At 54.6% G+C, this 20,650-nt stretch carries 11 protein-coding genes and 1 pseudogene; 9 read left to right on the forward strand and 3 right to left on the reverse strand.

The window, feature by feature from the left end:
- Window positions 1-62: 62 nt before the first annotated feature.
- Window positions 63-1,061, forward strand: coding sequence for an Lcl C-terminal domain-containing protein (locus ACWGKN_RS04865; RefSeq protein ID WP_452094789.1), 999 nt, complete (start codon window positions 63-65; stop codon window positions 1,059-1,061).
- A gap of 60 nt (window positions 1,062-1,121) precedes the next feature.
- Here ACWGKN_RS04865 and ACWGKN_RS04870 read toward each other — a convergent pair whose 3' ends face one another.
- The 3 genes from ACWGKN_RS04870 to ACWGKN_RS04880 all read right to left on the reverse strand — a co-directional run bounded on the left by ACWGKN_RS04870 (window position 1,122) and on the right by ACWGKN_RS04880 (window position 5,273).
- Window positions 1,122-3,290, reverse strand: coding sequence for a molybdopterin cofactor-binding domain-containing protein (locus tag ACWGKN_RS04870; RefSeq protein WP_452094790.1), 2,169 nt, complete (start codon window positions 3,288-3,290; stop codon window positions 1,122-1,124).
- Window positions 3,287-3,748, reverse strand: coding sequence for a (2Fe-2S)-binding protein (locus ACWGKN_RS04875; protein ID WP_035228031.1), 462 nt, complete (start codon window positions 3,746-3,748; stop codon window positions 3,287-3,289). Before ACWGKN_RS04875 ends, ACWGKN_RS04870 begins: the two co-directional genes overlap by 4 nt.
- Window positions 3,749-4,139: 391 nt before the next feature.
- Window positions 4,140-5,273 (reverse strand): DUF362 domain-containing protein, encoded by a 1,134-nt coding sequence (locus ACWGKN_RS04880; protein ID WP_035228029.1) that lies wholly within the window; start codon window positions 5,271-5,273, stop codon window positions 4,140-4,142.
- A gap of 855 nt (window positions 5,274-6,128) precedes the next feature.
- On the opposite strand from ACWGKN_RS04880, the gene ACWGKN_RS04885 reads away from it, so the two are divergent.
- From ACWGKN_RS04885 to pglZ, 8 genes and pseudogenes are all read left to right on the forward strand, one after another.
- Window positions 6,129-6,668 (forward strand): flavodoxin family protein, encoded by a 540-nt coding sequence (locus ACWGKN_RS04885; protein ID WP_035228027.1) that lies wholly within the window; start codon window positions 6,129-6,131, stop codon window positions 6,666-6,668.
- A 448-nt stretch (window positions 6,669-7,116) separates the two neighbouring features.
- Window positions 7,117-7,743 (forward strand): DUF1819 family protein, encoded by a 627-nt coding sequence (locus ACWGKN_RS04890; protein WP_452094791.1) that lies wholly within the window; start codon window positions 7,117-7,119, stop codon window positions 7,741-7,743.
- A complete protein-coding gene (locus ACWGKN_RS04895; RefSeq protein WP_452094792.1) occupies window positions 7,731-8,351 on the forward strand; it encodes a DUF1788 domain-containing protein in 621 nt (206 codons plus the stop codon). Before ACWGKN_RS04890 ends, ACWGKN_RS04895 begins: the two co-directional genes overlap by 13 nt.
- Before the next feature lie 12 nt (window positions 8,352-8,363).
- Window positions 8,364-11,945 carry a BREX system P-loop protein BrxC gene (brxC, locus tag ACWGKN_RS04900; protein WP_452094793.1) on the forward strand — a complete coding sequence of 1,194 codons (3,582 nt, stop codon included), beginning with the start codon at window positions 8,364-8,366 and terminating at the stop codon, window positions 11,943-11,945.
- 191 nt (window positions 11,946-12,136) lie between these two features.
- Window positions 12,137-15,649: a BREX-1 system adenine-specific DNA-methyltransferase PglX gene (gene pglX / locus ACWGKN_RS04905; RefSeq protein ID WP_452094794.1), complete on the forward strand. Its 3,513-nt coding sequence runs from the start codon at window positions 12,137-12,139 to the stop codon at window positions 15,647-15,649.
- 2 nt (window positions 15,650-15,651) lie between these two features.
- Complete coding sequence (locus ACWGKN_RS04910) at window positions 15,652-17,373, forward strand: DUF262 domain-containing protein (RefSeq protein WP_452094795.1); 1,722 nt, start codon at window positions 15,652-15,654, stop codon at window positions 17,371-17,373.
- A 37-nt stretch (window positions 17,374-17,410) separates the two neighbouring features.
- Window positions 17,411-18,121: pseudogene (locus tag ACWGKN_RS04915) on the forward strand (ATP-binding protein); the annotation flags it as partial.
- Between the two features lie 25 nt (window positions 18,122-18,146).
- Entirely contained in the window at window positions 18,147-20,642 is a 2,496-nt protein-coding gene (gene pglZ, locus ACWGKN_RS04920) for a BREX-1 system phosphatase PglZ type A (protein WP_452094796.1), read from the forward strand.
- Window positions 20,643-20,650: the final 8 nt, after the last annotated feature.

Raw genomic sequence — 20,650 nt, forward strand, 5'->3', positions numbered from 1 at the left:
TCCGGCAGCGAGCGAAATCGAGGTCTCCATGCTTATCCACTTTCCTGCGGAGAACGAGTGCAATGAACCATATCCTGTGGACCGGCCAGACCGGTTGCTACGACAGTCGCGGTCAGGAGATCCCCTGTCCTGGAAGCGGCCAGGACGGCGAAACCAGGCCGGGCCTGTCCTGGCCTGATCCCCGGTTCCGGCCCGTCGACAGCGATATCGTCGAAGACCGGGCGACCGGGCTCCTGTGGAGTGCCGACGCCAACCTCTTCACCTTTCCCATGAGCTGGCAGGAGGGGCTCGATGCCGTCCGCCAGCTGCGACGGGAAGGGGCCTTCGGCCGTGACGACTGGCGGCTGCCGAACCGGCGGGAACTGCGCAGCCTGATCAGCCACCAGACCAGAAAGCCGGCGCTGGCCGCCGGCCATCCGTTTCGAAATGTCTTCCTCGGCTGGTACTGGACCTCGACCACGTCGGCCGTGGCCCCCGGCTACGCCTGGTATGTCCATATGGAAGGGGGCAGGATGTTCTACGGGAAGAAGGACAGCCAGTATCTGATCTGGCCGGTGAGCGGCGAGAGCGGGGTACTGCCGGTCACCGGCCAGACGAGGTGTTTCGACAGCCACGGCGCTGCGGTGCACTGCGGCGACAGCGGCCAGGACGGGGAGCTGAAGACCGGCGTCCGCTGGCCGTCGGATCGGTTCATGCTTCAGGATGACGGGGTTGAAGACCGGCTCACCGGGCTGGTCTGGTACGGCCGCGGCGATCTGCCCGGCCGGCCCGTCGCCTGGGATCAGGCCCTCGACAGGGTCAGGGCCCTGGCGGGGCAGACCCGGCGGCCGTGGCGCCTGCCGACCATCAACGAGTTGGAGAGCCTGGTCGATGCCTCGGCCCATGACCCGGCCCTGCCGGCCGATCACCCGTTCGCGGCGGTGCTGGCGGCCTACTGGTCCTCCACCACCAGCGGCTTCGAAACCGACTGGGCCTATGTGCTCTACCTCGATAAAGGGGCGGTGGGGGTCGGTTTCAAAAGGAATGAAGATTTTTATCTGTGGCCGGTCGCTGCCCGATAGAGATGGATGCTCAAAGGTCGGGCCGCCGGGGGATGAGCCCCGGCAAGGCCCGTGTTCCATCTAGCCCTTGGCCTGCGCCGCCAGGACCTTGTCCGGGGTCAGGGGCAGCGAGCGCACCCGGGCGCCGGACAAGCTGAAGAGGGCATTGGCCACTGCCGGGGCGATCGGCGGCACTCCGGGCTCACCGATCCCGCCGGGGTCTTCGCTGCTCGGCACCAGATGGACCTCGATCTGCGGCGTCTCGTCCAGCCGCAGCAGCGGATAATCGTCGAAATTGCCCTGCTCGACCCGGCCGTCCTTGAAGGTGATGGCGCCATACAGGGCGGCGGTGAGGCCGAAGATGATCCCCGATTCCATCTGGGCGGCGATGGTGTCGGGATTGACGATCCGCCCGCAGTCGACGGCGCAGACCACCCGATGCACCCGGATCGCCCCGCTCTTGCTCATCGAGATCTCCGCGACCTGGGCGACGAAACTGCCGAACGAGGCGTTGACGGCGATTCCCATGCCGCGGCCGGGGGACAGGGGTTTGCCCCACCCGGCCTTTCGGGCCGCCAGTTCCAGCACACCGAGATGGCGGGGGTGGCCGGCGAGCAGCGTCCGCCGCAAGTCCAAGGGATCCCGGCCGGTGGCGTGGGCCACCTCGTCGAGAAAACTTTCGACCACGAAGGCGGTGTGGGAATGACCGACCGACCGCCACCACAGCACCGGCACCGGCAAGGTCGGGGTATGGAGGTCGACCAGGATATTGGGGAAGGCATAGGGGATGTCGGATGCCCCCTCCACCGAGGTGTCGTCGATCCCGTCCTTGATCGATCCGGCAAAGGCGGTGCCGGCCATGATCGACTGGCCGACGATGGTGTGCCTCCAACTCTCCACACCGCCCTTGGCGTCGAGGCCGGCGGTGATCCGGTCATACCAGAAGGGGCGGTAGTAGCCGGCCCGCATGTCGTCCTCACGGGTGCGGATGACCTTGACCGGCTTGCCGATCGCCTTGGCCACCTGCACCGCCTCGGCCACGAAATCCGAGTTGGGGGTGGCGCGGCGGCCGAAACCGCCGCCGAGGTAGGTGGTGTGGACCCGGACCTGTTCCGGCGGCAGACCGCTGATGCGGGCGGCGGTGTCGCGGGCGCCGGTCTGCATCTGGGTCCCGGTATAGATGTCGCAGCCATCGGGGCGGAGATCGACGCAGCAGTTGAGCGGTTCCATCGGGGCGTGGGCGAGGAACGGCACCTCGTACTCGGCCTCGAGGGTCTTCGCCGCCCGTGCCAGGGCAGCGGCGACATCACCCTCGCGGCGGGCGGGGGCCCCCGGGGTGCGGGCCAGAGCGGCATACTGCCGCCGCAGTCCGTCGGTCGACAGCGTCGCCCCCGGGCCTTCATCCCACTCGACCTGCAGGGCATCGCGGCCCTGCAGCGCCGGCCGGAAGCGCTCGGCCACGACCGCCACCCCGGCCGGAACCGCCACCACCGCCTTCACCCCGGGCACCGCCTTGGCCTTCTTGTCGTCGAACTCTTTCAGTGTGGCGCCGAAGACCGGCGGCCGGGCGATGACGGCGACCAGCATGCCGGGGAGTTGGACGTCGATGCCGAAGATCGCGCTGCCGTTGACCTTGGCCGGGCTGTCGAGGCGATGGACGGGATGGCCGATGAGCGTATACTTTGTCGGGTCCTTGAGCTTGACCTCGGCGGGAACCGGCAGTTTCGCCGCTTTGGCCGCCAGATCGCCGTAGCTGAGCCTTCTGCCGTCGGGGTGGATCACCTGTCCCTTGGCGGTCCGGCAGGCGGCGGGGTCGGCCTTCCAGGTCTGGGCCGCCGCCGCAACCAGCATGGCCCGGGCCGCAGCGCCGGCCTGGGCCAGCCGCTGCCATTCGGTCCGGACGCTGGTGCTGCCGCCGGTCACCTGGCTGCCGAACAGGGTGTGGTTGTAGATCGGGGCCACCGGCGCCGCCTCCACCCGCACCTTCTGCCAGTCGCAGTCCAGCTCTTCGGCGACGATCATCGGCAGCGCGGTGTACACCCCCTGTCCCATCTCCGATTTGTTGTTGATGATGGTCACCGAACCGTCGGTGCCGACGCGGAGGAAGGCATTGGGGGCGAAGGGGGCGGGCGGCTCGGCGGCGCCAGCCGGCGAGGGGAAGGAAAAATAGCAGGCCAGAACCAGGCCGCCGCCGAGGGCGACGCCGGTCTTGAGCAGATAGCGGCGGTCCAGCTTGATGATTCCGTTCATTTTCCACCTCCTTTCGTCTCGGATGCCACCTGATGAATCGCCTTGCGGATGCGGGGGTAGGTGCCGCAGCGGCAGAGGTTGTCGCCCATGGCGCTATCGATTTCGGTGTCGGTCGGGGCCGGGCGGCTCTGCAGCAGGGCGGCCGCGGCCAGGATCTGGCCCGGTTGGCAATAGCCGCACTGCGACACTTCCTGCTCCAGCCAGGCCCGTTTGACCGGGTGGGTGTCCGGCAGCCCTTCGATGGTGACGATTTTCCGGCCCTGCATGGTCTCCACCGGAGTGACGCAGGAGCGGGTCGGATCACCGTCGACCAGGACGGTGCAGGCGCCGCAGATCCCTTCGCCACAGCCGAACTTGGTCCCGGTCAGTTGCAGTTCCTCACGCAGCACCCACAGCAGGGGGGTGTCGGCGGCTACGGAGACCTCGATTTTTTTACCGTTAACATCCAAGGTGATCATTGTGCTCTCCCCTATGCAAGAATGAGACGGCAACTTCCCATGAGGGGGAAGTCCCTTCAGGTTGCGCACCAGCGCCAGGCAACGGCGCGGCGGTTGTGTCCGAAAAATATGCTGACGGGAATCGAGCCTTCGTTACGGCTCCATGTGTAGAAAAGCATATCGCAAGACAATGGCCAATTGCAAGGAGGATGCGCCGTGCTCTTCACCGGCACCGGCTGAAGGTCGGCTCCGATCCTGCCTGGCGGCTGCAGCGTACTTAAATGGGGTCAGAGTAAAATATAATATATGATTACTCTGACCCCATTTATCTCCATTTATCTGCTGACCCCATTTATCGCGATTCACCTCTTTCCGTCACCCTGAGTATTGACCGGATTGGATGAAGGAGCGGCTATTTGATTACAACCAGCTCATACTCCCGCGTCCCCAAACCGATTTTCTCCGCATGCTCCAGGCAGGTATGCCACTCCGATTCGGGTCTCGAGTTGGTGAAATGATCGTGATGGTCGATAAAATCAGGGTTGACCATATTTTCGAACAGTTGACTTCCCGGCATCGGGGTGGCTCGCATGCAGGCATCTACACAGGCCTGATCAAGGGCCAGGGGATCAAGGGAGGCGAACATCCCCAGATTCGGGAGTATGGGGGCATCGTTTTCGTTATGGCAGTCGCAGTTGGGAGAAACGTCGACAACCAGGGAAATATGGAAACAGGGGCGACCGTCGACCACTGCCTTCGTGTATTCGGCCATCCGTCTGTTCAACAGCTCTACCGCCGCGTAGTCGGCAAACTCGATCGCATCGAAATTGCACGCCCCCAGACAGCGTCCGCAGCCGACACATTTCTCTTTGTTCACGTGCATTTTTTTGGCATCGTCATCGAAGACGAGGCCATCGTTGGCACACTGCTTGAAACAGGCAAAGCAGCCGCGACATTTTTCCTCGTCGATCGAGGCCTGGCCGCCGCTATGCTGCTCGGTCTTGCCGGCCCGGGAGCCGCATCCCATGCCGATATTTTTGATCGCACCGCCAAAGCCGGTCATCTCGTGCCCTTTGAAGTGGGTCAGACTGACAAAGACGTCTGCATCCATGATGGCCCGCCCGATCTTGGCCGCCGTCACGTACTCACCACCGGCCACCACCACCTCGATATCATCGGTTCCCTTCAGCCCATCACCGATAAGAATCGGGCAGCCGACGGTCAATGCTGTAAACCCGTTCTCCCAGGCGCATTGCAGGTGCTCGAGGGCGTTTTTCCGGCTCCCCGGGTACATGGTATTGCAATCGGTCAGGAAGGGTTTTCCACCCAGGTCCTTGACCACGTCGGCGACGGCTTTCGCATAGTTGGGACGAAGATAGCTGATATTGCCCAATTCGCCGAAATGCAGTTTAATCGCGACGAATTTGCCATCCATATTGATCTGGTCAATACCGGCCTTCCTGATCAGCTTCTTCAATTTTGCCGGCAGCCCATCACCGAAAGGTTCTGTTCTGAAATCCGTAAAATAGACTCTTGCTTTCTCCATTGTCGTAGCTCCTTTCAGCCATACGTTTTTTTTACCACTCGACCCGGCATCGACCACCAGTGCTGTCCGCCTGGAGCACCAGGGGATCGATACGCCTTGTGCCGGAGAACCACTCCATCGGCCCTGACAGCGAAGGTTATGAACCGTTGTTGAGTATTTTCATGATCTTTTCTCATGTTGATGATTTTTTCCGTCGGCGAGAGGTTCATTCCCGATCGCTATCTCCGGATGCGCCTGCTCCAATATAACCCGGCGATCCCGGTTGCAGTAGAACAATCCTCCACAATCCTTGCCTGATCTTCCAGGAATCCGTAACCCCTGTCTTCAGCGTCACTGCATTGATCGGAGTTTTTGTCCGCTTCTCCAAAGTCATGTCGAATGCAGAGGGAAATCGCCCCCTCCCCCGGTGTAACATTTGCTAATTCGCAATCAACCCGGTTCGTGTATACTGGCGGAATTATCCGCCTGGAGGCTGCCATGTCACCACGGTATCGAGTTAGTGTCCATCCATCCGGAAACAGCTCTTTTTCTCTGATTCAACGGCCCCAGGTGGAAGGTTGCCGACGTCGCCGCTGGACTGTCCACCTGCTGACCGACAAAGCGGTGGAACTTGATTGTGCACCATCTGTTTCCCACAACACGGTGCAACGGCTACCGAGGAAATCGCGCATACGACTTTCCTCCGGAAGTACTGGAAAATCGCGCCATAGGGGAACCATCCCCCGGCGCGGCAATGGCAGATGTGCTGAAGACATCTCATCTGCCCTCTGGCCCGGAGCATCCGGGAGTATGCATCGATCAATTTCGCTGGTCATGAGCTCACTGAAAATCTGATGCCGCAAAGGGGAGTTATCCATGGGCAAAAACGTATTGATAGTGTCTGCGAGTCCGAGGAAGGGAGGGAACTCAGACCTATTGTGCCTGCAGTTCATGATGGGCGCCAAGACACAAGGCCATCAGGTCGAGAAGGTCAACCTGCGGGAGACAAAAATCGGCTATTGCCTTGCCTGTGAATACTGCCGGCAACACGACGGCATTTGCGTGCAACAGGATGACATGGGAGGCATCCTGGAAAAAATGGTCGCCGCCGATGTCATTGTCATGGCCACTCCGGTGTACTTCTACAACATGAGCGGGCAGATGAAGACCTTCATCGACAGGGTCTATCCCGTTTACCCGAACATCAGCGACAAGAACCTGTACTTCATCATGACCGCCGCCGATGAGAGGAAAGAGGCGATGGACACAGCCCTTGCCGGGTTCAGGGGTTTTCTTTCCTGCCTGGGGGAAGTATCGGAAAAAGGCGTCGTTTTTGGCACCGGTGCCTGGAGGATAGGCGATATCAAGGGCAAAACGGCGATGGACCAAGCCTATGAAATGGGGAAGAACGTGTAGAGGTGAAGCAACGATGGCCTATTCCGGCCCATCGTCACTGAGTAGCCACTGCAGCCGGATCGGCCGATACTCAGGCAAAGGCGGGTTTTTCCCAATGTATCTTCAATCCGGGCGTACCGGCAGGCTCCTCCTGCCGGTGTCCTTTTGTTTCGGTCGGAAGGGTTTTTAACCGGTGCACCCCAAAGTGGAAGTGTCGTTTGTCCTTGAATTCCCCCGGATGGGTTGGCACCGTGCAGGACATTGCCGACGGACGTTCGGGCCTGTTTTCCACCGTAACGAATGAACGGATAGGGCTCAATCAGTAGAACGGTACCATTATTGGGTGCTATTGGTAGCAGATTTTCCACTTAACGGCTTGTTCAAATTGTTAGAATTGATAGTTGTTTTTCATTTCCGAAACGGAAAAGGAAAACCATGTCATGGACAGAGGGGCAGGATCAGTAATCATATGCCGCCAAATGAGTTGAAAACTCAGTACAGCATGTCATTCAGCACCGGGGGGCTATTCTATAACGAATCGTTACTCATTGTTGATGGGTATTTTTCAACCAATGATTGGACCCTGACCCGAAAGTCAGCATTGGAAAAAAACAGTATCCAATCCCGCACCGAAAGCAGCGTCAAACGAAGAGTAAGAGAGATCTGCTCGCGTCTTGAACTCCTGTCACAGCAGCAACTCACCCTCATTCAAGATGGTTCCAGATCGGAGCAGCAATACCTGCTGTGGCTGGCGATCTGCAAGCGTCATATCTTTATCCAAGAATTTGCCGTTGAAATAATCAGAGAAAAATTCCTCCGCATGGATGTGTTGCTCAATGTTCAGGAATACGATGCTTTTTATCAAAAAAAAGCATTGTGGCACAACGAGCTTGATCAATTACAAAAATCGACTCGCAATAAACTTCGACAGGTTCTCTTCAAGATCCTGCGCGAGGCCGAGATTATTTCCGACAGCTGCATGATCCTTCCCGCCTTGCTTACTCCGGAACTTGTTCAGGCAATCACAACAGATGATCCGCAGTTATTTCGTGTATTTCCAATATCGGATATGGATATCCAGACATGGCTGAAATAAGAGTTGATATAGCAGGTCTTCCCATTCAGGAACGATTTGAGCACCTGCTGAAACTTATCGGCAGCGAACGATTCCTGAAGAAACAAGGGCTTGGGAACGAGGTTCCATTCTTTATCTGCCCATTCAATCCCAGGGAAGCGGTCGATATGGAGCGGATTCGTAACCAGCTCCGCAACCAACTCGAACATCAGGGCATTCAGGTCCTCGATATCAACCTCTACGATCTGGCAATCAAGCTCTTGAAGGAGCGGGATATCTGGGATCGTCTGCTGGAGATGGAGCGGGAGATCGCCAAAGATCAGCTCAAGGAACTCCTGCAAGGCGTGCTCGATTCGGAAGCGCACCTGGTGCCGGCCATAGCCGAAGAGATGGGCAAGTGTTCATTTGATGTCATGTTCATCTCGGGTATCGGCGAAGTGTTTCCCTACATTCGCTCTCACAATGTCCTGAACAACCTGCAGAGCACCGCCAAGGATAAGCCCACCGTGCTGTTCTTCCCCGGTGAATACACCCATTCGCTGGAAGATGGAGCTTCGCTCGATCTGTTCGGACGCCTGCATGATGACAAATACTACAGGGCATTCAATATCTACCATTGCGAGATATAAAAGGATAACGCCATGTTGCTGAATGAGATCTTCGAGAAACCGGTAAATCGTCCCATTGAAGGCGTTATCAAGGCAGATGACGAGGCCAGCTTGTTGCTCGAGGTTGAAGAATACGTCCTTACCAACGAGGCGGCCAAGCGGTTGGAAAGTTTTCTCGATGCCTATACCAAATACCAGGGTGCCAATGGCGTCTGGGTTTCAGGGTTTTTCGGTTCCGGTAAATCCCATCTCCTGAAGATTCTCGCTCTTCTTTTGGAAAATAGATCGATTAACGGTACCACGGCGCTCGATCTCTTTTTACCCAAATGCAAGGATAACGAAATCCTGCGTGGCGACCTCAAGCGGGCTGTTGCCATCCCCTCCAAATCCATCCTGTTCAACATTGATCAAAAAGCGGAGATTATCTCGAAAACCCAGATTGACGCCTTGCTCTCGGTGTTCGTCAAGGTGTTTGATGAGATGTGCGGGTATTACGGCAAACAGGCCTACATCGCCAAATTTGAACGGGATCTGGATGGTCGTGGCCAATATATCCCGTTCAGGGAGGCCTATCAGAACGTGTCGGGACAGACGTGGGAGCGGGGCCGTGAGGTCGCTCTCCTGGAGGCGAAGAACATTGCGCAGGCCTATGCTCTGGCTACCGGGGCGGAGGTGACGGCCGCGCAAGGCATTCTGGATCGCTATCGGAGTGATTACAAGCTCTCCATCGAAGATTTCGCCAATCAGATCAACAGCTATATCGAACAGCAGAAACCGAATTTCCGGCTGAATTTCTTTGTCGATGAAGTTGGGCAGTATATCGCCGACAACACCAAGCTGATGACCAACCTGCAGACGGTGGCCGAAAGTCTGGAGACCAAATGCCGAGGTCGAGCATGGATTATTGTCACCGCCCAGGAGGATATGAACGCCGTCGTTGGTGAAATGAACAAACAGCAGGGAAATGACTTTTCCAAGATCCAGGCTCGTTTTGCCAATCGGATGAAACTCACCAGTGCCAACGTTGACGAAGTCATCCAGAAACGTCTGCTGCTCAAGAATGAATCAGGGGTGGCCCTTCTCACCGATATCTATCACGAGCAGACCAATAATTTCCGGACCCTGTTCGACTTTGCCGATGGCTCCCAGACGTATCGCAATTTCAAAGATCGCGACCACTTCATCCATGCCTATCCCTTCATCCCGTATCAGTTTACCCTCTTTCAGGCGGCCATCCAGACTCTGTCCCAGCATAATGCCTTTGAAGGGAAGCACAGCTCCGTCGGGGAACGATCGATGCTTGGGGTGTTTCAACAGGTCGCCGTGCATATCGCCCGGCACGAGATACGAAAACTGGCCACCTTCGATCTGATGTTTGAAGGTATCCGTACCGCCCTGAAGGCCCAGATACAACGGAGTGTCCTGGTTGCCGAAAGCAATCTCGGAGATGCCTTTGCGGTCCGGCTCCTGAAGGCTCTATTCCTTGTTAAGTATGTAAAGGAGTTCAAGGCGACCGTCCGTAATCTCAGTATTCTCATGCTGGATAACTTCGATTGCAATGTGACCGAGTTGCAGAAGCGGGTAGCGGCAGCCCTCGATCTTCTCGAACAGCAGACCTATATCCAGCGCAATGGCGATCTCTACGAGCTCCTGACCGATGAAGAAAAGGATGTCGAACAGGAGATAAAAAACACCGATGTCGAGAATTCCGAGATCAACAAGATTCTCGAGGAGATCATTTTTGATCATGTGTTGAAGCAACGGAAGATTCGTTACGAGGACAACGGTCAGGATTATCCATTCTCACGGCGGCTCGATGGTTCCCTTTGCGGCAGAGAATATGAACTTGCCATCAATGTCATAACCCCACTGAACGAGCTGATTGACAACGAAACGACTCTTTCGATGCAATCGATGGGCAAGGCCGAACTTCTGGTAATCATGCCGGCCGACAATCGTTTCTACCAGGATCTGCTTCTCTACAAGAAGACAGACTCGTATATCCGCATCAACATGACCCAGACCCAGCAGGAGATTATCAAACGCATCCTGACCGACAAGAGTGTCCAGAACAGGGAACGGCGCAATGAGCTGCAGGCGAAGTCCAAAGAACTGCTCGGCAGGGCGAAGCTCATCATAAATCTGAAGCCGATGGAGATAGGTTCGTCGGATGCACAGACAAGAATTCAGCAAGGATTTTACGATCTGATCCGCCGGACCTATCCGAACCTGAGCATGCTGCGCGGCATAAAATACTCGGAAAATGACATCGCCACCTATCTGAAGCCATCGGGTGCGACCCTGTTTGGTGATGATGAAAAGATGATGAGCGAGGCGGAGCAGGAGGTACTTTCGTATATCCAGGGCAATACCCGTAATGGCCTGCGCACCACGATGAAAGGGCTGGTCGAATGGTTCGAAAGGAAACCTTACGGCTGGTATCTGGCTGCTATACAGTGCATCACAGCCAAACTCTGTGCCAGGGAAAAAATCGAGATTCGTCAGGACTCCAATGTCCTTGAAGGTCCGGCCCTTGAGAAGGCCCTTCGCAATACGCACGGGTTTGGCAATAGCATCATCGATCCGCAGCTTGATTTTACCGCCTCACAGGTGCGCAACCTCAAAGATTTCTACGGGCACTTTTTTGATACTCCGGCCAAAGCCAACGAAGCCAAACATCTGGCGCGGGAGACGCAGGAGGCCTTCAAGAATACACTGGTAAAACTTGAAAGTCTATTCAGTCAGAAAGGGCAGTATCCTTTTCTCACGGTATTGGCGGAACCGCTCAGGAGACTGCAGGACCTGTCCAAAAAAGAATATGCCTTCTATCTCACCGAGCTGGCAAAACTGCACGATGACCTCGAAACAACCAAGGAAACTATCTTCGATCCTCTTCTCACATTCATGTCTGGTTCGGGCAGGACAATCTTTGATGACAGCAAACGGTTTCTCGAACAACAGCACGCCAACTTTTCTGAGATAGAAGGCGATCAGAGCCAGCAGGCCCGAGATATTGTCGCCGATCCCCGCTGTTTTGCCGGAAGAAAAATGCTGGAGTTGAAAAAGTTGGTGGATGCGCTTGCCGCATCGATAGAAAAATTGTTGGCCGAGATTCGCCAGGAAGGAAGGGAAGCAGCTGAGTCGATGAAAAAGGAACTCATCTCCATGGATGATTTCAACCTTTTGACCGAAGGCCAGAAAGGCGAACTGCTCCAGTCCTTCTCAGGGTTTGATCGGAGAATACAACAACAGAAGATCGTCGCTGTTGTGCGTGAAAATATCCGCCATTTCAAAGAGACGGAGTTTGTCAATATCCTCAACAAACAGAGTGGCTGGGTTGCTGCTGCCAGGAAAGCCGCCGATCCACCACCGCATACCGGGAAGAGCACTGGAGGATCCACTTCGACTCAACCATATCCAGATCCTGGAGACGACGACAATCGTACTGGCTCGGGCGCAAGCACTCGGGAACCTGAATTTATAAGCAAAAGCAGTATCAAGATATCATTTCCCGGGAATGTCCTTGCGAGCGAAAGTGACCTTGATGATTATTTGAAGGCAATAAAAACAGCATTCCTGGCGGAAATTCATCAAGGCAAAAGAGTACGTCTCTAACATTCCCGACCATCAGCAAAGATATGCATCCCTGCCGATAGGGAAGACCGACAGTCGATGACTCCGCCAATTATAGAGGGCCCGAGCAGGTGGAAGGGGCATGGCAATGTTTCATCGGAAACAGGAAAATAACGGTGCGCGGCCGATGACGTACAAGCGGCATGCCGACAACTGACATACAGATACAATCTATGAACACGACAGGCTTGAAAAAGTTCGCCCAGGCGGCACGGCGGCAGTTGCTGGAACAGGTCGAGGCGCGATTGAAACTCGTGCTGCAGAGCGATAGTGCCGAACTGCGTGAGCGGGAAAAAGCGGTCGTCCAGTTGCGGGCAGAGATCGCCAAGACCTCGAAAGCAGCGGTGATCGAGCGGGTGGCCTATATCTGGTTCAACCGGTTCTGCGCCCTGCGGTTCATGGACGTCAACCGCTACACCAGGATCGGCACGGTCAGTCCGGCATCAGGTTTCTCGCAGCCGGAGATCCTCCAGGATGCCAAGCAGGGCCATATCGACGATGAACTGCAGGTGGACCGCAAAAAGGTCCTTGATCTGCTGAGTGGGCAGGTGCAGGCGGCCGATCCGCAGCAGGAGGCCTATCGCCTGCTGCTGGTGGCGGTATGCAATGACTATGGCCGGATCATGCCGTTCATGTTTCAGCGGATCATGGATTATACCGAACTGCTGATGCCGGATGATCTGCTCAGTGAAACATCGATTCTCCAGGCGATTCGTCAGGCCCTCACCGAAGAGACCTGCCGGAATGTCGAGGTCATCGGCTGGCTGTACCAGTTCTATATCTCCGAGAAGAAGGACGAGGTGTTCGATGGCCTGAAACAGAACAAGAAGATCACCCCCGAGAACATCCCCGCCGCCACCCAGCTCTTCACCCCGCACTGGATCGTCCGCTATCTGGTGGAGAACTCCCTCGGCCGCCTGTGGCTGCTCAACCGCCCCGGCTCGAAGCTGATTCAGCAGATGGACTACTACATCAGGCCCGAGCAGGCCGAGGCGGACTTCCTGCTTATCAGCACGCCGGAAGAGATCAGGATCTGCGATCCGGCCTGCGGTTCCGGCCACATGCTGACCTATGCCTTCGACCTGCTCTATGCCATTTATGAGGAGGAAGGCTACGAGCCGGCCGAGATCCCGGATAAGATCCTCACGAATAACCTCTACGGCATCGAGATCGACGAACGCGCCGGGGAGCTGGCGGCCTTCGCGCTGACCATGAAGGCTCGCGCCAGGCAACGGCGGTTCTTCACCAAGGGCGTGGGGCCGAATATCTGCGTGCTGGAGAACGTCCATTTCGACGAGGGTGAGCTGAAAAATTACATGGATTTTATCGGGCGCAACCTCTTTACCGCGCCGCTGCAAACCACCCTGCGCCAGTTTCAAGAGGCCGACAACTTCGGCTCCCTGATCCGTCCCGATGTCACCGATGTGGACGGCATGTTCAGGATCTTGGAGTCAAAGAATGTCTCCGGGCAGCTGTTTATCAGCATGACTCATCAGAAGGTGCTGCAAGCCCTGCGACAGGCCGATTACCTGAGCCCCAAATACCATGTGGTGATTGCCAATCCGCCGTATATGGGCGGTAAGGGGATGAATGGGCGACTGGCTGCATGGGCGAAAGATAACTTCCCAGATAGCAAATCAGATTTGTTCGCAATGTTCATGGAACGTTCTTTGGGCATGACCCAGAAACGCGGCATGATGGCAATGATTAATATGCAAACGTGGATGTTTCTTTCATCCTTCGAGAAACTTCGAACAAAAATCCTTTCTTCGGCCACGCTGTTATCGATGGCACATCTGGGCGAACGTGGTTTTGATACTATTGGTGGGGCCGTTGTCTCAACAACCGCCTTTGTGTTCAAGAACGCATACCATTCAATATGGAAAGGCGAATATTTGCGATTGGTTGATGGTGGTTCTGAAGCTGAGAAATCTGTGATGGCACTTGAGGCTATTAAAAATCCTAATTCCAATTGTCGTTTTCGAGCATCTGCTCAAGATTTTTCAAATATTCCAGGAAGCCCGACTGCATACTGGGTCAGTAAAAAAGTATTTGAAGCATTCGCCAAATTTGCCCCTCTTGGGGAAATTGCGTCACCAAAAATCGGTATGAGGACTGGAAACAACGAAAGGTTCTTGCGCATATGGTTTGAAATTGATGAGAGATACTTTCAACATCCAATTTCCAATATAGGCAAACGCAAATGGGTCCCCTATAACAAAGGTGGCGAATTTCGCAGGTGGTATGGAAACCTTGAGTTCGTAGTAAATTGGGAGAATGATGGTTACGAGATAAAGGAATCTACCCTTGAGGCATACCCTCAATTGAGTTGGGATAATCTTGGGTGGAAAATCTCAAACGAAGGATTCTATTTTAAAAAGGGTGTGACTTGGACCGATCTGAGTTCATCAAGCTTTGGCGTTAGAATCCTGCCATCTGGTCTTGTTTTTGATGCTGCAGGGCCAGCTCTTTTTGGGGAATCACCGGAACTTTACCTTGCCCAAATGGGGAGCAAAGTTTCGTTTGAAATCCTGAAAATCCTTAATCCAACACTCCATTTCAAAAATTACAACATTGCGGCTTTGCCGACGCCAGATACAAATAAAATAGCTCAAGCCGAACCTCTGGTAACGGTATTATGCGAGCTGTCTAAAGCCGACTGGGACTCCTTCGAAACCTCCTGGGACTTCAGCAGTCTACCGCTCCTGAATCCCGACTACTGCCAGCCAACCCTAAGGGCCACCTACCAGAAGCTCCGCGCCCATTGGCGGGAGATGACGATGGAGATGCAGCGGCTGGAGCAAGAGAACAACCGTATCTTCATTGACGCCTACGGTCTGCAGGATGAACTGACACCCGAGGTGCCGCTGGGCGAGATCACCCTGACCTGCAACCCGCACTACCGCTACGGCGGCAACAAAAGTGAAGAAGAACTGGAAGCACTGCTTCTGGCCGACACGATGAAGGAGTTCATCTCCTATGGTGTCGGCTGCATGTTCGGCCGCTATGCCCTCGACAAATCCGGCCTGATCCTCGCCAACCAAGGCGAGACCATCGAGGACTACCTGCAGCAGATCCCCAAACCGACCTTCCCGGCCGACACCGACAACGTCATCCCCATTCTCGACGGCGAGTGGTTTATGGATGAGATCGCCGGGCGTTTTCGCTCTTTCCTCAAGCTGACCTTTGGCGAGGACCACTACGACGAAAATCTCAAATTCCTCGAAGAGGCCATCGGCAAGGATATCCGCAAATACTTCCTGAAGGATTTCTATGCCGATCATGTCCAGCGCTACAAGAAACGCCCCATCTATTGGCTGTTCTCCAGCCCCAAGGGGAGTTTCAACGCCCTGATCTCCATGCACCGCTACCGCCCGGATACGGTGTCGATCATCCTCAACGATTACCTGCGCGAGTTCCGCACCAAACTGGCGGCAAGAAAAGAACACCTGGAACAGGTCTCCATCTCCGCTTCGGCCTCGAAGGTCGAGAAAACCAGGGCACTGAAAGAAATCGGCCAGCTCAAACAGACCATCGATGAGCTGAACGGCTACGAAAACGACATCCTCTTCCCGCTGGCCACCGCCAGGATCGACATCGATCTCGACGATGGCGTAAAGGTCAACTATGCCAAGTTCGGCGCTGCATTGAAGAAAATTCCCGGTCTTTATGCGAAGGAGGATTGACTATGCCAATGATGAATTTCAACACCACTAATTCAACATTCCGTCAGTTATTGGGAAACGGCTTATCCTATCATGTCCCCCCTTTTCAACGAGACTATTCATGGACGGAAGATGAATGGGACGATCTGTGGCAGGATATTCTCGGTCTTTTCGAAGCAGATGGAGAATCGGCTCATTATATGGGATATCTTGTGCTGCAGTCTTCAAACAACAAGAACTTTGATATCATAGACGGGCAGCAGCGCATGACAACCCTCAGTGTCATGATCCTTGCCGGCCTCGGTCATCTGCAAGATCTGGTGACAGCCGGAGTGGATGCGGAAAACAATACAACGCGAAAGGCGCAACTGCAAAACAGCTACATAGGATATGTGGATCCGGTCTCTTTAGTTTCCCGGTCCAAATTGGAATTGAACAGACACAACAACCGTTTCTACCAAACGTACATGGTGCCGCTGGAGAGACTCCCGCAACGGGGATTGAATGCATCTGAGCATCAATTGCGAAAATCTTTCGGGTGGTTCAAAGAAAAAATCAAAACTCGAATAGGTGTGGGGGACAATAGTGGCCAATGTTTTGCGGCTTTCATCGACTCATTGGTCGACAAGTTGTTTTTCACGGTCATAACCGTAACCGACGAACTAAATGCCTTTAAGGTATTCGAGACGTTGAATGCCCGTGGCGTAAGGCTTTCCGCAACCGATTTGCTGAAAAATTATCTGTTTTCAGTGATAAGTTCGGCGGATACCCATGAAACCGAGTTGAAAGCACTCGAGGAACGATGGGAGCGCATTGTGGGGCTTTTGGGAAGCGAGAGCTTTCCGGAGTTCTTGCGCATTTTTTGGAATAGCCGCAACAAACTGGTTCGCAAATCGGATTTGTTCAAAACCATCCGCAAACGTATCACCACGCGAGATGACGCTTTTACTCTGATACGAGATCTTGACCATTGTGCCGCCATTTATGCGGCCCTGCGCGATCCGCAAGATGGTTTGTGGCAGCCTGAGGAAAAGTTCGCTCTTGAGCAATTGGTAATGTTTAACGTTCGCCAGCCTCTGGCCATGCTTTTGGCCTGTTATGAATGCTTCTTCGAAGGACAACGCAATTCGTTTACCCGGATTCTGCGAGGCATTTCGGTGATTTCCTTTCGCTATAACGTAATCTGCAACCTGCAGACGCACGAACAGGAACGACTTTATAATGAGGTGGCTTGGAAGGTATCGGATGGCACATTCAATTCATACCGGCAAGTAATGGCTGTACTGCAGGACATTTATCCGGATGATCGCCAGTTCAAGGCTGCGTTTTGTGAGAAAGAACTGCGGACGACCAACAGTCGCAATAAAAAGGTTGTTCGCTATATCCTGTTTGAAATTGAGAAGCAGCTTTCAGGAAGTGCCTTTGACTTCGAGAGCGCAACCTATAATCTAGAACATATACTTCCAGAAAATCCGTCATCTGATTGGTCGTATATCGAAGAACCAAAACAGGATCGGTTGATCTACCGGCTGGGAAATATGACTCCGCTGGAATCAGCTGGAAATCGTGATGCAGGAAACGGTGGGTATAGTCTCAAGCGACCGATTTATGGTCAAAGTGATTTCAGGATCACCCAAGCAATAGCTGAACATTACGAGATCTGGGATGAGCACAAGATTGAAGCTCGACAGAAAAAAATGGCCGATGTAGCTGCGGGGATTTGGCGGATTGACTTCGGAGCATGATGCGAAAGCACTGTTTCCCAAGCTGCAGTAAGAAAGGATGCGCGGCGCCGACTTCTCCGAGATACGCCGCAAGGATGTCTGGAGCATTCCCCTTGGAATTCTCCGCGAGGCGGTCATCAACGCCCTGGTACACAGCGATTACTCCCAGCGCGGCGCACCGGTACGTATCGCCTTTTTCGACGATCGGATCGAGATCGAAAACCCCGGCATCCTGCTGCCCGGTATGACGATCGAGGATATGAAGCAGGGTGTTTCAAGGATTCGTAATCCGGTCATTGCTCGCGTATTTCGTGAATTGAAACTGATCGAGCAATGGGGAAGCGGCGTCCGCCGCATCTTCACCGAGGCCCAGGAACTGGGACTGCCGGAACCGCAAATCGTGGAGATCGGTATGCGGGTGCGGTTTATTGTACCTTTGCTGGAGCCAATCTTCGTGAAAAGCGGGAAGCAACATGTCGGTGAGCAGATAACCCAGCAAGTAACCCAGCATGTAACCCTGCAAGTAAGGCTGTTGCTTGAAAATACTATTGGCGAGATGTCACGAGCGGAATTGATGGCGGCATTATCACTCAAAGACAGGGTAAACTTTGCCAAAAAATATCTTGAGCCGGCATTAGCCGAGGACTTGATTGCATTGACCCAACCGGATTCTCCCCAAAGCCCAACCCAGAAATACCGGTTGACCGACAAAGGGCTAGAATTGTTGAACCAGATAAAAGGATTGTTCAATTCAGGAACTGTCTCCTGACCACTGATAGCTGATATTTTTTTCTATGAGCAATATACAGGATCCCCTTGCACGACTGTTTGCGAAACATCGTATCGTCTTCTGGTTTGATTCGGACAAAGAACTTCGTAAAGATTTTGAACAACTGGAGCTTGCCGGCGTGGAGAAAATCGAGCTCTTGGGCAACGAGTTCGGGGTAAAACACCGAATCTTGCGGGAATGTCCTTTTGACAAGTTCCTCATCTACCATGAAGGCCCAGAACCTGAGAATCCTCTCGACAACTGGTTGCTCGACGTCCAGCTCGCCCAGGGCGAGTTCAGAACCGACCAGGCCTCGATGCACCTTGGCGATCTCGGGCTGGGGCCGGAATTTGCCGATCTGGTTGATCAGCATCTTGATTTTTTCAAGTCCAGTGCCCGCAAAGAGGCGCTCAAAACCCTGCTGCGCGACAAGGATTCGCACGGTGCCATCCGCATGAAGATGCTGGCGGTCTGTGCAGGGGCGGAGCCGAGGATAGATGTCATCCTGGAGAACCTCCTGGCCGAATTGGCCGCCGAGCGGGGCGAGAAATTGAAGGCGCTGCAGCGTGCGAATCTCGAAGAGTTTCTCTGGAGTCAGCTCGAAAAGCAGTATGGCTACAGCTCGGAGAGCAAGTCGGTGCGCGATTTCGTCATCGAATTGTTCAAGTCCTGCTACGCAATGGAGATGGGCCAGGAAAGCCGACTCAACACCGAGGCGGTAATCTTCCTGAAACGGTGGAAGGACTCGATCACCCATCGCTCCTCGTTCGAGAAACTGTCGAACGAATGCGGCGACCTCCTCAACATCCGGCAGGACCTGCAGGGGCGAGATTATAAGGCCCTGCAGGAAATCGATTATTTCCGGCTCATCGATCAGAAGGTTATCAGCGATCTGGTCCGGGCGATCACCGACCGGACGATCAGTGCCGGGGAATGTGCCCTGGTGGTGCGGGCCAGGAGACAGGGCCACTGGTATGCCGATTTCAATGATCTCTATGAAGCGGTGGAATTTGCCTCGAGCTTCATCTACGAACTCGAACATCTGAAGCTGCAGATCGAGTCGTTTGCCGCGGGTATTCAGAAGTACTGCAGCTCCTGGTTCCGGATCGATCAACTCTACCGGAAATATATGTATCATGAAAAACAGTCCGGTCAGACCTCCCTGTTGGAGAAAATGACAATTAGGTTAGAAGATCTCTATACCAATGCCTTCCTGTTAAAATTGGGTGATGGCTGGCAACAGCACGTCGATAGATGTGTATCCTGGCACAGCCCTTTGGTGCCGGTGCAGAATCGGTTTTTCGATCAGTACGTGGCCCTGCCTTCCTCCCAGAAGAAGAAAATGTTTGTCATCATCTCCGATGCCTTCCGCTATGAGATAGGCGAGGAACTGTTGCGGCGGATTCAGAGCGAAGACCGCTATGACGCGCAGCTGGAGGCGATGGTCGGTATGCTGCCGAGTAATACCCAGGTGGGTATGGCCGCACTCCTGCCCCATAAATGCTTGTCGTTTGGAGAGGGCGATTCGGTAACTGTGCTGGCGGACGGGATTTCAACCCTGGGAACGGCGAACCGGGCCAAGGTGCTCAATAACGCCTTGGCCGGGAGTGGAACTGCGATCAAGGCCGACGAGTTTCTCGACCTCAACAGAGACGACTGCCGAGAGCTGATCCGCAGCAATGATGTGGTGTACCTGTACCACAATCGCATTGATGCGACGGGTGACAAGAAAGAGTCGGAAGGAAGGGTCTTTGAGGCGGTCGAAGATACGCTGCAGGATCTGGTGAAGATCGTCAAAAAGCTCGCCGGCAACAATGCCACCAATATGATCGTCACCAGTGACCATGGCTTTATTTACCAGAATAAGCCCCTGGACGAGTCGGATTTCTCCGCCGCCGAGGTGCGGGGAGATACTCTGTATCACCAGGATAGAAGGTTTGTCCTGGGAAAGGGTTTGAAGGATCACAGCAGCCTGCGCCATTTCACCGCCGAACAACTCGGGTTCTCGGGTGAGGCGGAAGTGCAGATCTCAAAGTCTACCTATCGCATGCGGCTGAAGGGCTCGGGAAGTCGCTTTGTCCATGGCGGCGCGTCGTTGCAGGAGATTGTTGTTCCTGTCGTCAAGATCAATAAAAAACGGCAAAGCGATGTCAGCAGTGTTGCGGTCGATATCATCCGGAGCAGCAGCACCGTCATTTCTTCCGGCCAACTGTCGGTGGCCTTTTTTCAGGCCGATCCGGTATCCGCCAAGAAACATGCCCGTACCCTGCGGGCCGGTATCTATACCAAGAGCGGCGAGTTGATCTCGGACAGCCACGAAATATCCTTTGATCTGACCTCGGAACAGTCGAGAGAACGCGAAATCAAGGTTCGCTTCCTGCTGAATAGAAAGGCCGAGGAGGCCAATGGCCAGACAGTGCTGCTCAGACTTGAAGAAAAAGTGGCGGGAACCGGGCACTATACCGAATACAAAACGGTCAGCTATACCATGCAGCGATCGTTCACCAGTGATTTTGATTGATAGAGGCC

The organism is Desulfoprunum sp., assembly GCF_053613775.1.

Excerpts from the sequence above, each read along its gene's own strand:
- ACWGKN_RS04865 (WP_452094789.1), top strand. The coding sequence starts at position 63 with ATGAACCATATCCTGTGGACCGGCCAGACCGGTTGCTACGACAGTCGC.
- ACWGKN_RS04870 (WP_452094790.1), bottom strand. The coding sequence starts at position 3,290 with ATGAACGGAATCATCAAGCTGGACCGCCGCTATCTGCTCAAGACCGGC.
- ACWGKN_RS04875 (WP_035228031.1), bottom strand. The coding sequence starts at position 3,748 with ATGATCACCTTGGATGTTAACGGTAAAAAAATCGAGGTCTCCGTAGCC.
- ACWGKN_RS04880 (WP_035228029.1), bottom strand. The coding sequence starts at position 5,273 with ATGGAGAAAGCAAGAGTCTATTTTACGGATTTCAGAACAGAACCTTTC.
- ACWGKN_RS04885 (WP_035228027.1), top strand. The coding sequence starts at position 6,129 with ATGGGCAAAAACGTATTGATAGTGTCTGCGAGTCCGAGGAAGGGAGGG.
- ACWGKN_RS04890 (WP_452094791.1), top strand. The coding sequence starts at position 7,117 with ATGCCGCCAAATGAGTTGAAAACTCAGTACAGCATGTCATTCAGCACC.
- ACWGKN_RS04895 (WP_452094792.1), top strand. The coding sequence starts at position 7,731 with ATGGCTGAAATAAGAGTTGATATAGCAGGTCTTCCCATTCAGGAACGA.
- brxC (WP_452094793.1), top strand. The coding sequence starts at position 8,364 with ATGTTGCTGAATGAGATCTTCGAGAAACCGGTAAATCGTCCCATTGAA.
- pglX (WP_452094794.1), top strand. The coding sequence starts at position 12,137 with ATGAACACGACAGGCTTGAAAAAGTTCGCCCAGGCGGCACGGCGGCAG.
- ACWGKN_RS04910 (WP_452094795.1), top strand. The coding sequence starts at position 15,652 with ATGCCAATGATGAATTTCAACACCACTAATTCAACATTCCGTCAGTTA.
- pglZ (WP_452094796.1), top strand. The coding sequence starts at position 18,147 with ATGAGCAATATACAGGATCCCCTTGCACGACTGTTTGCGAAACATCGT.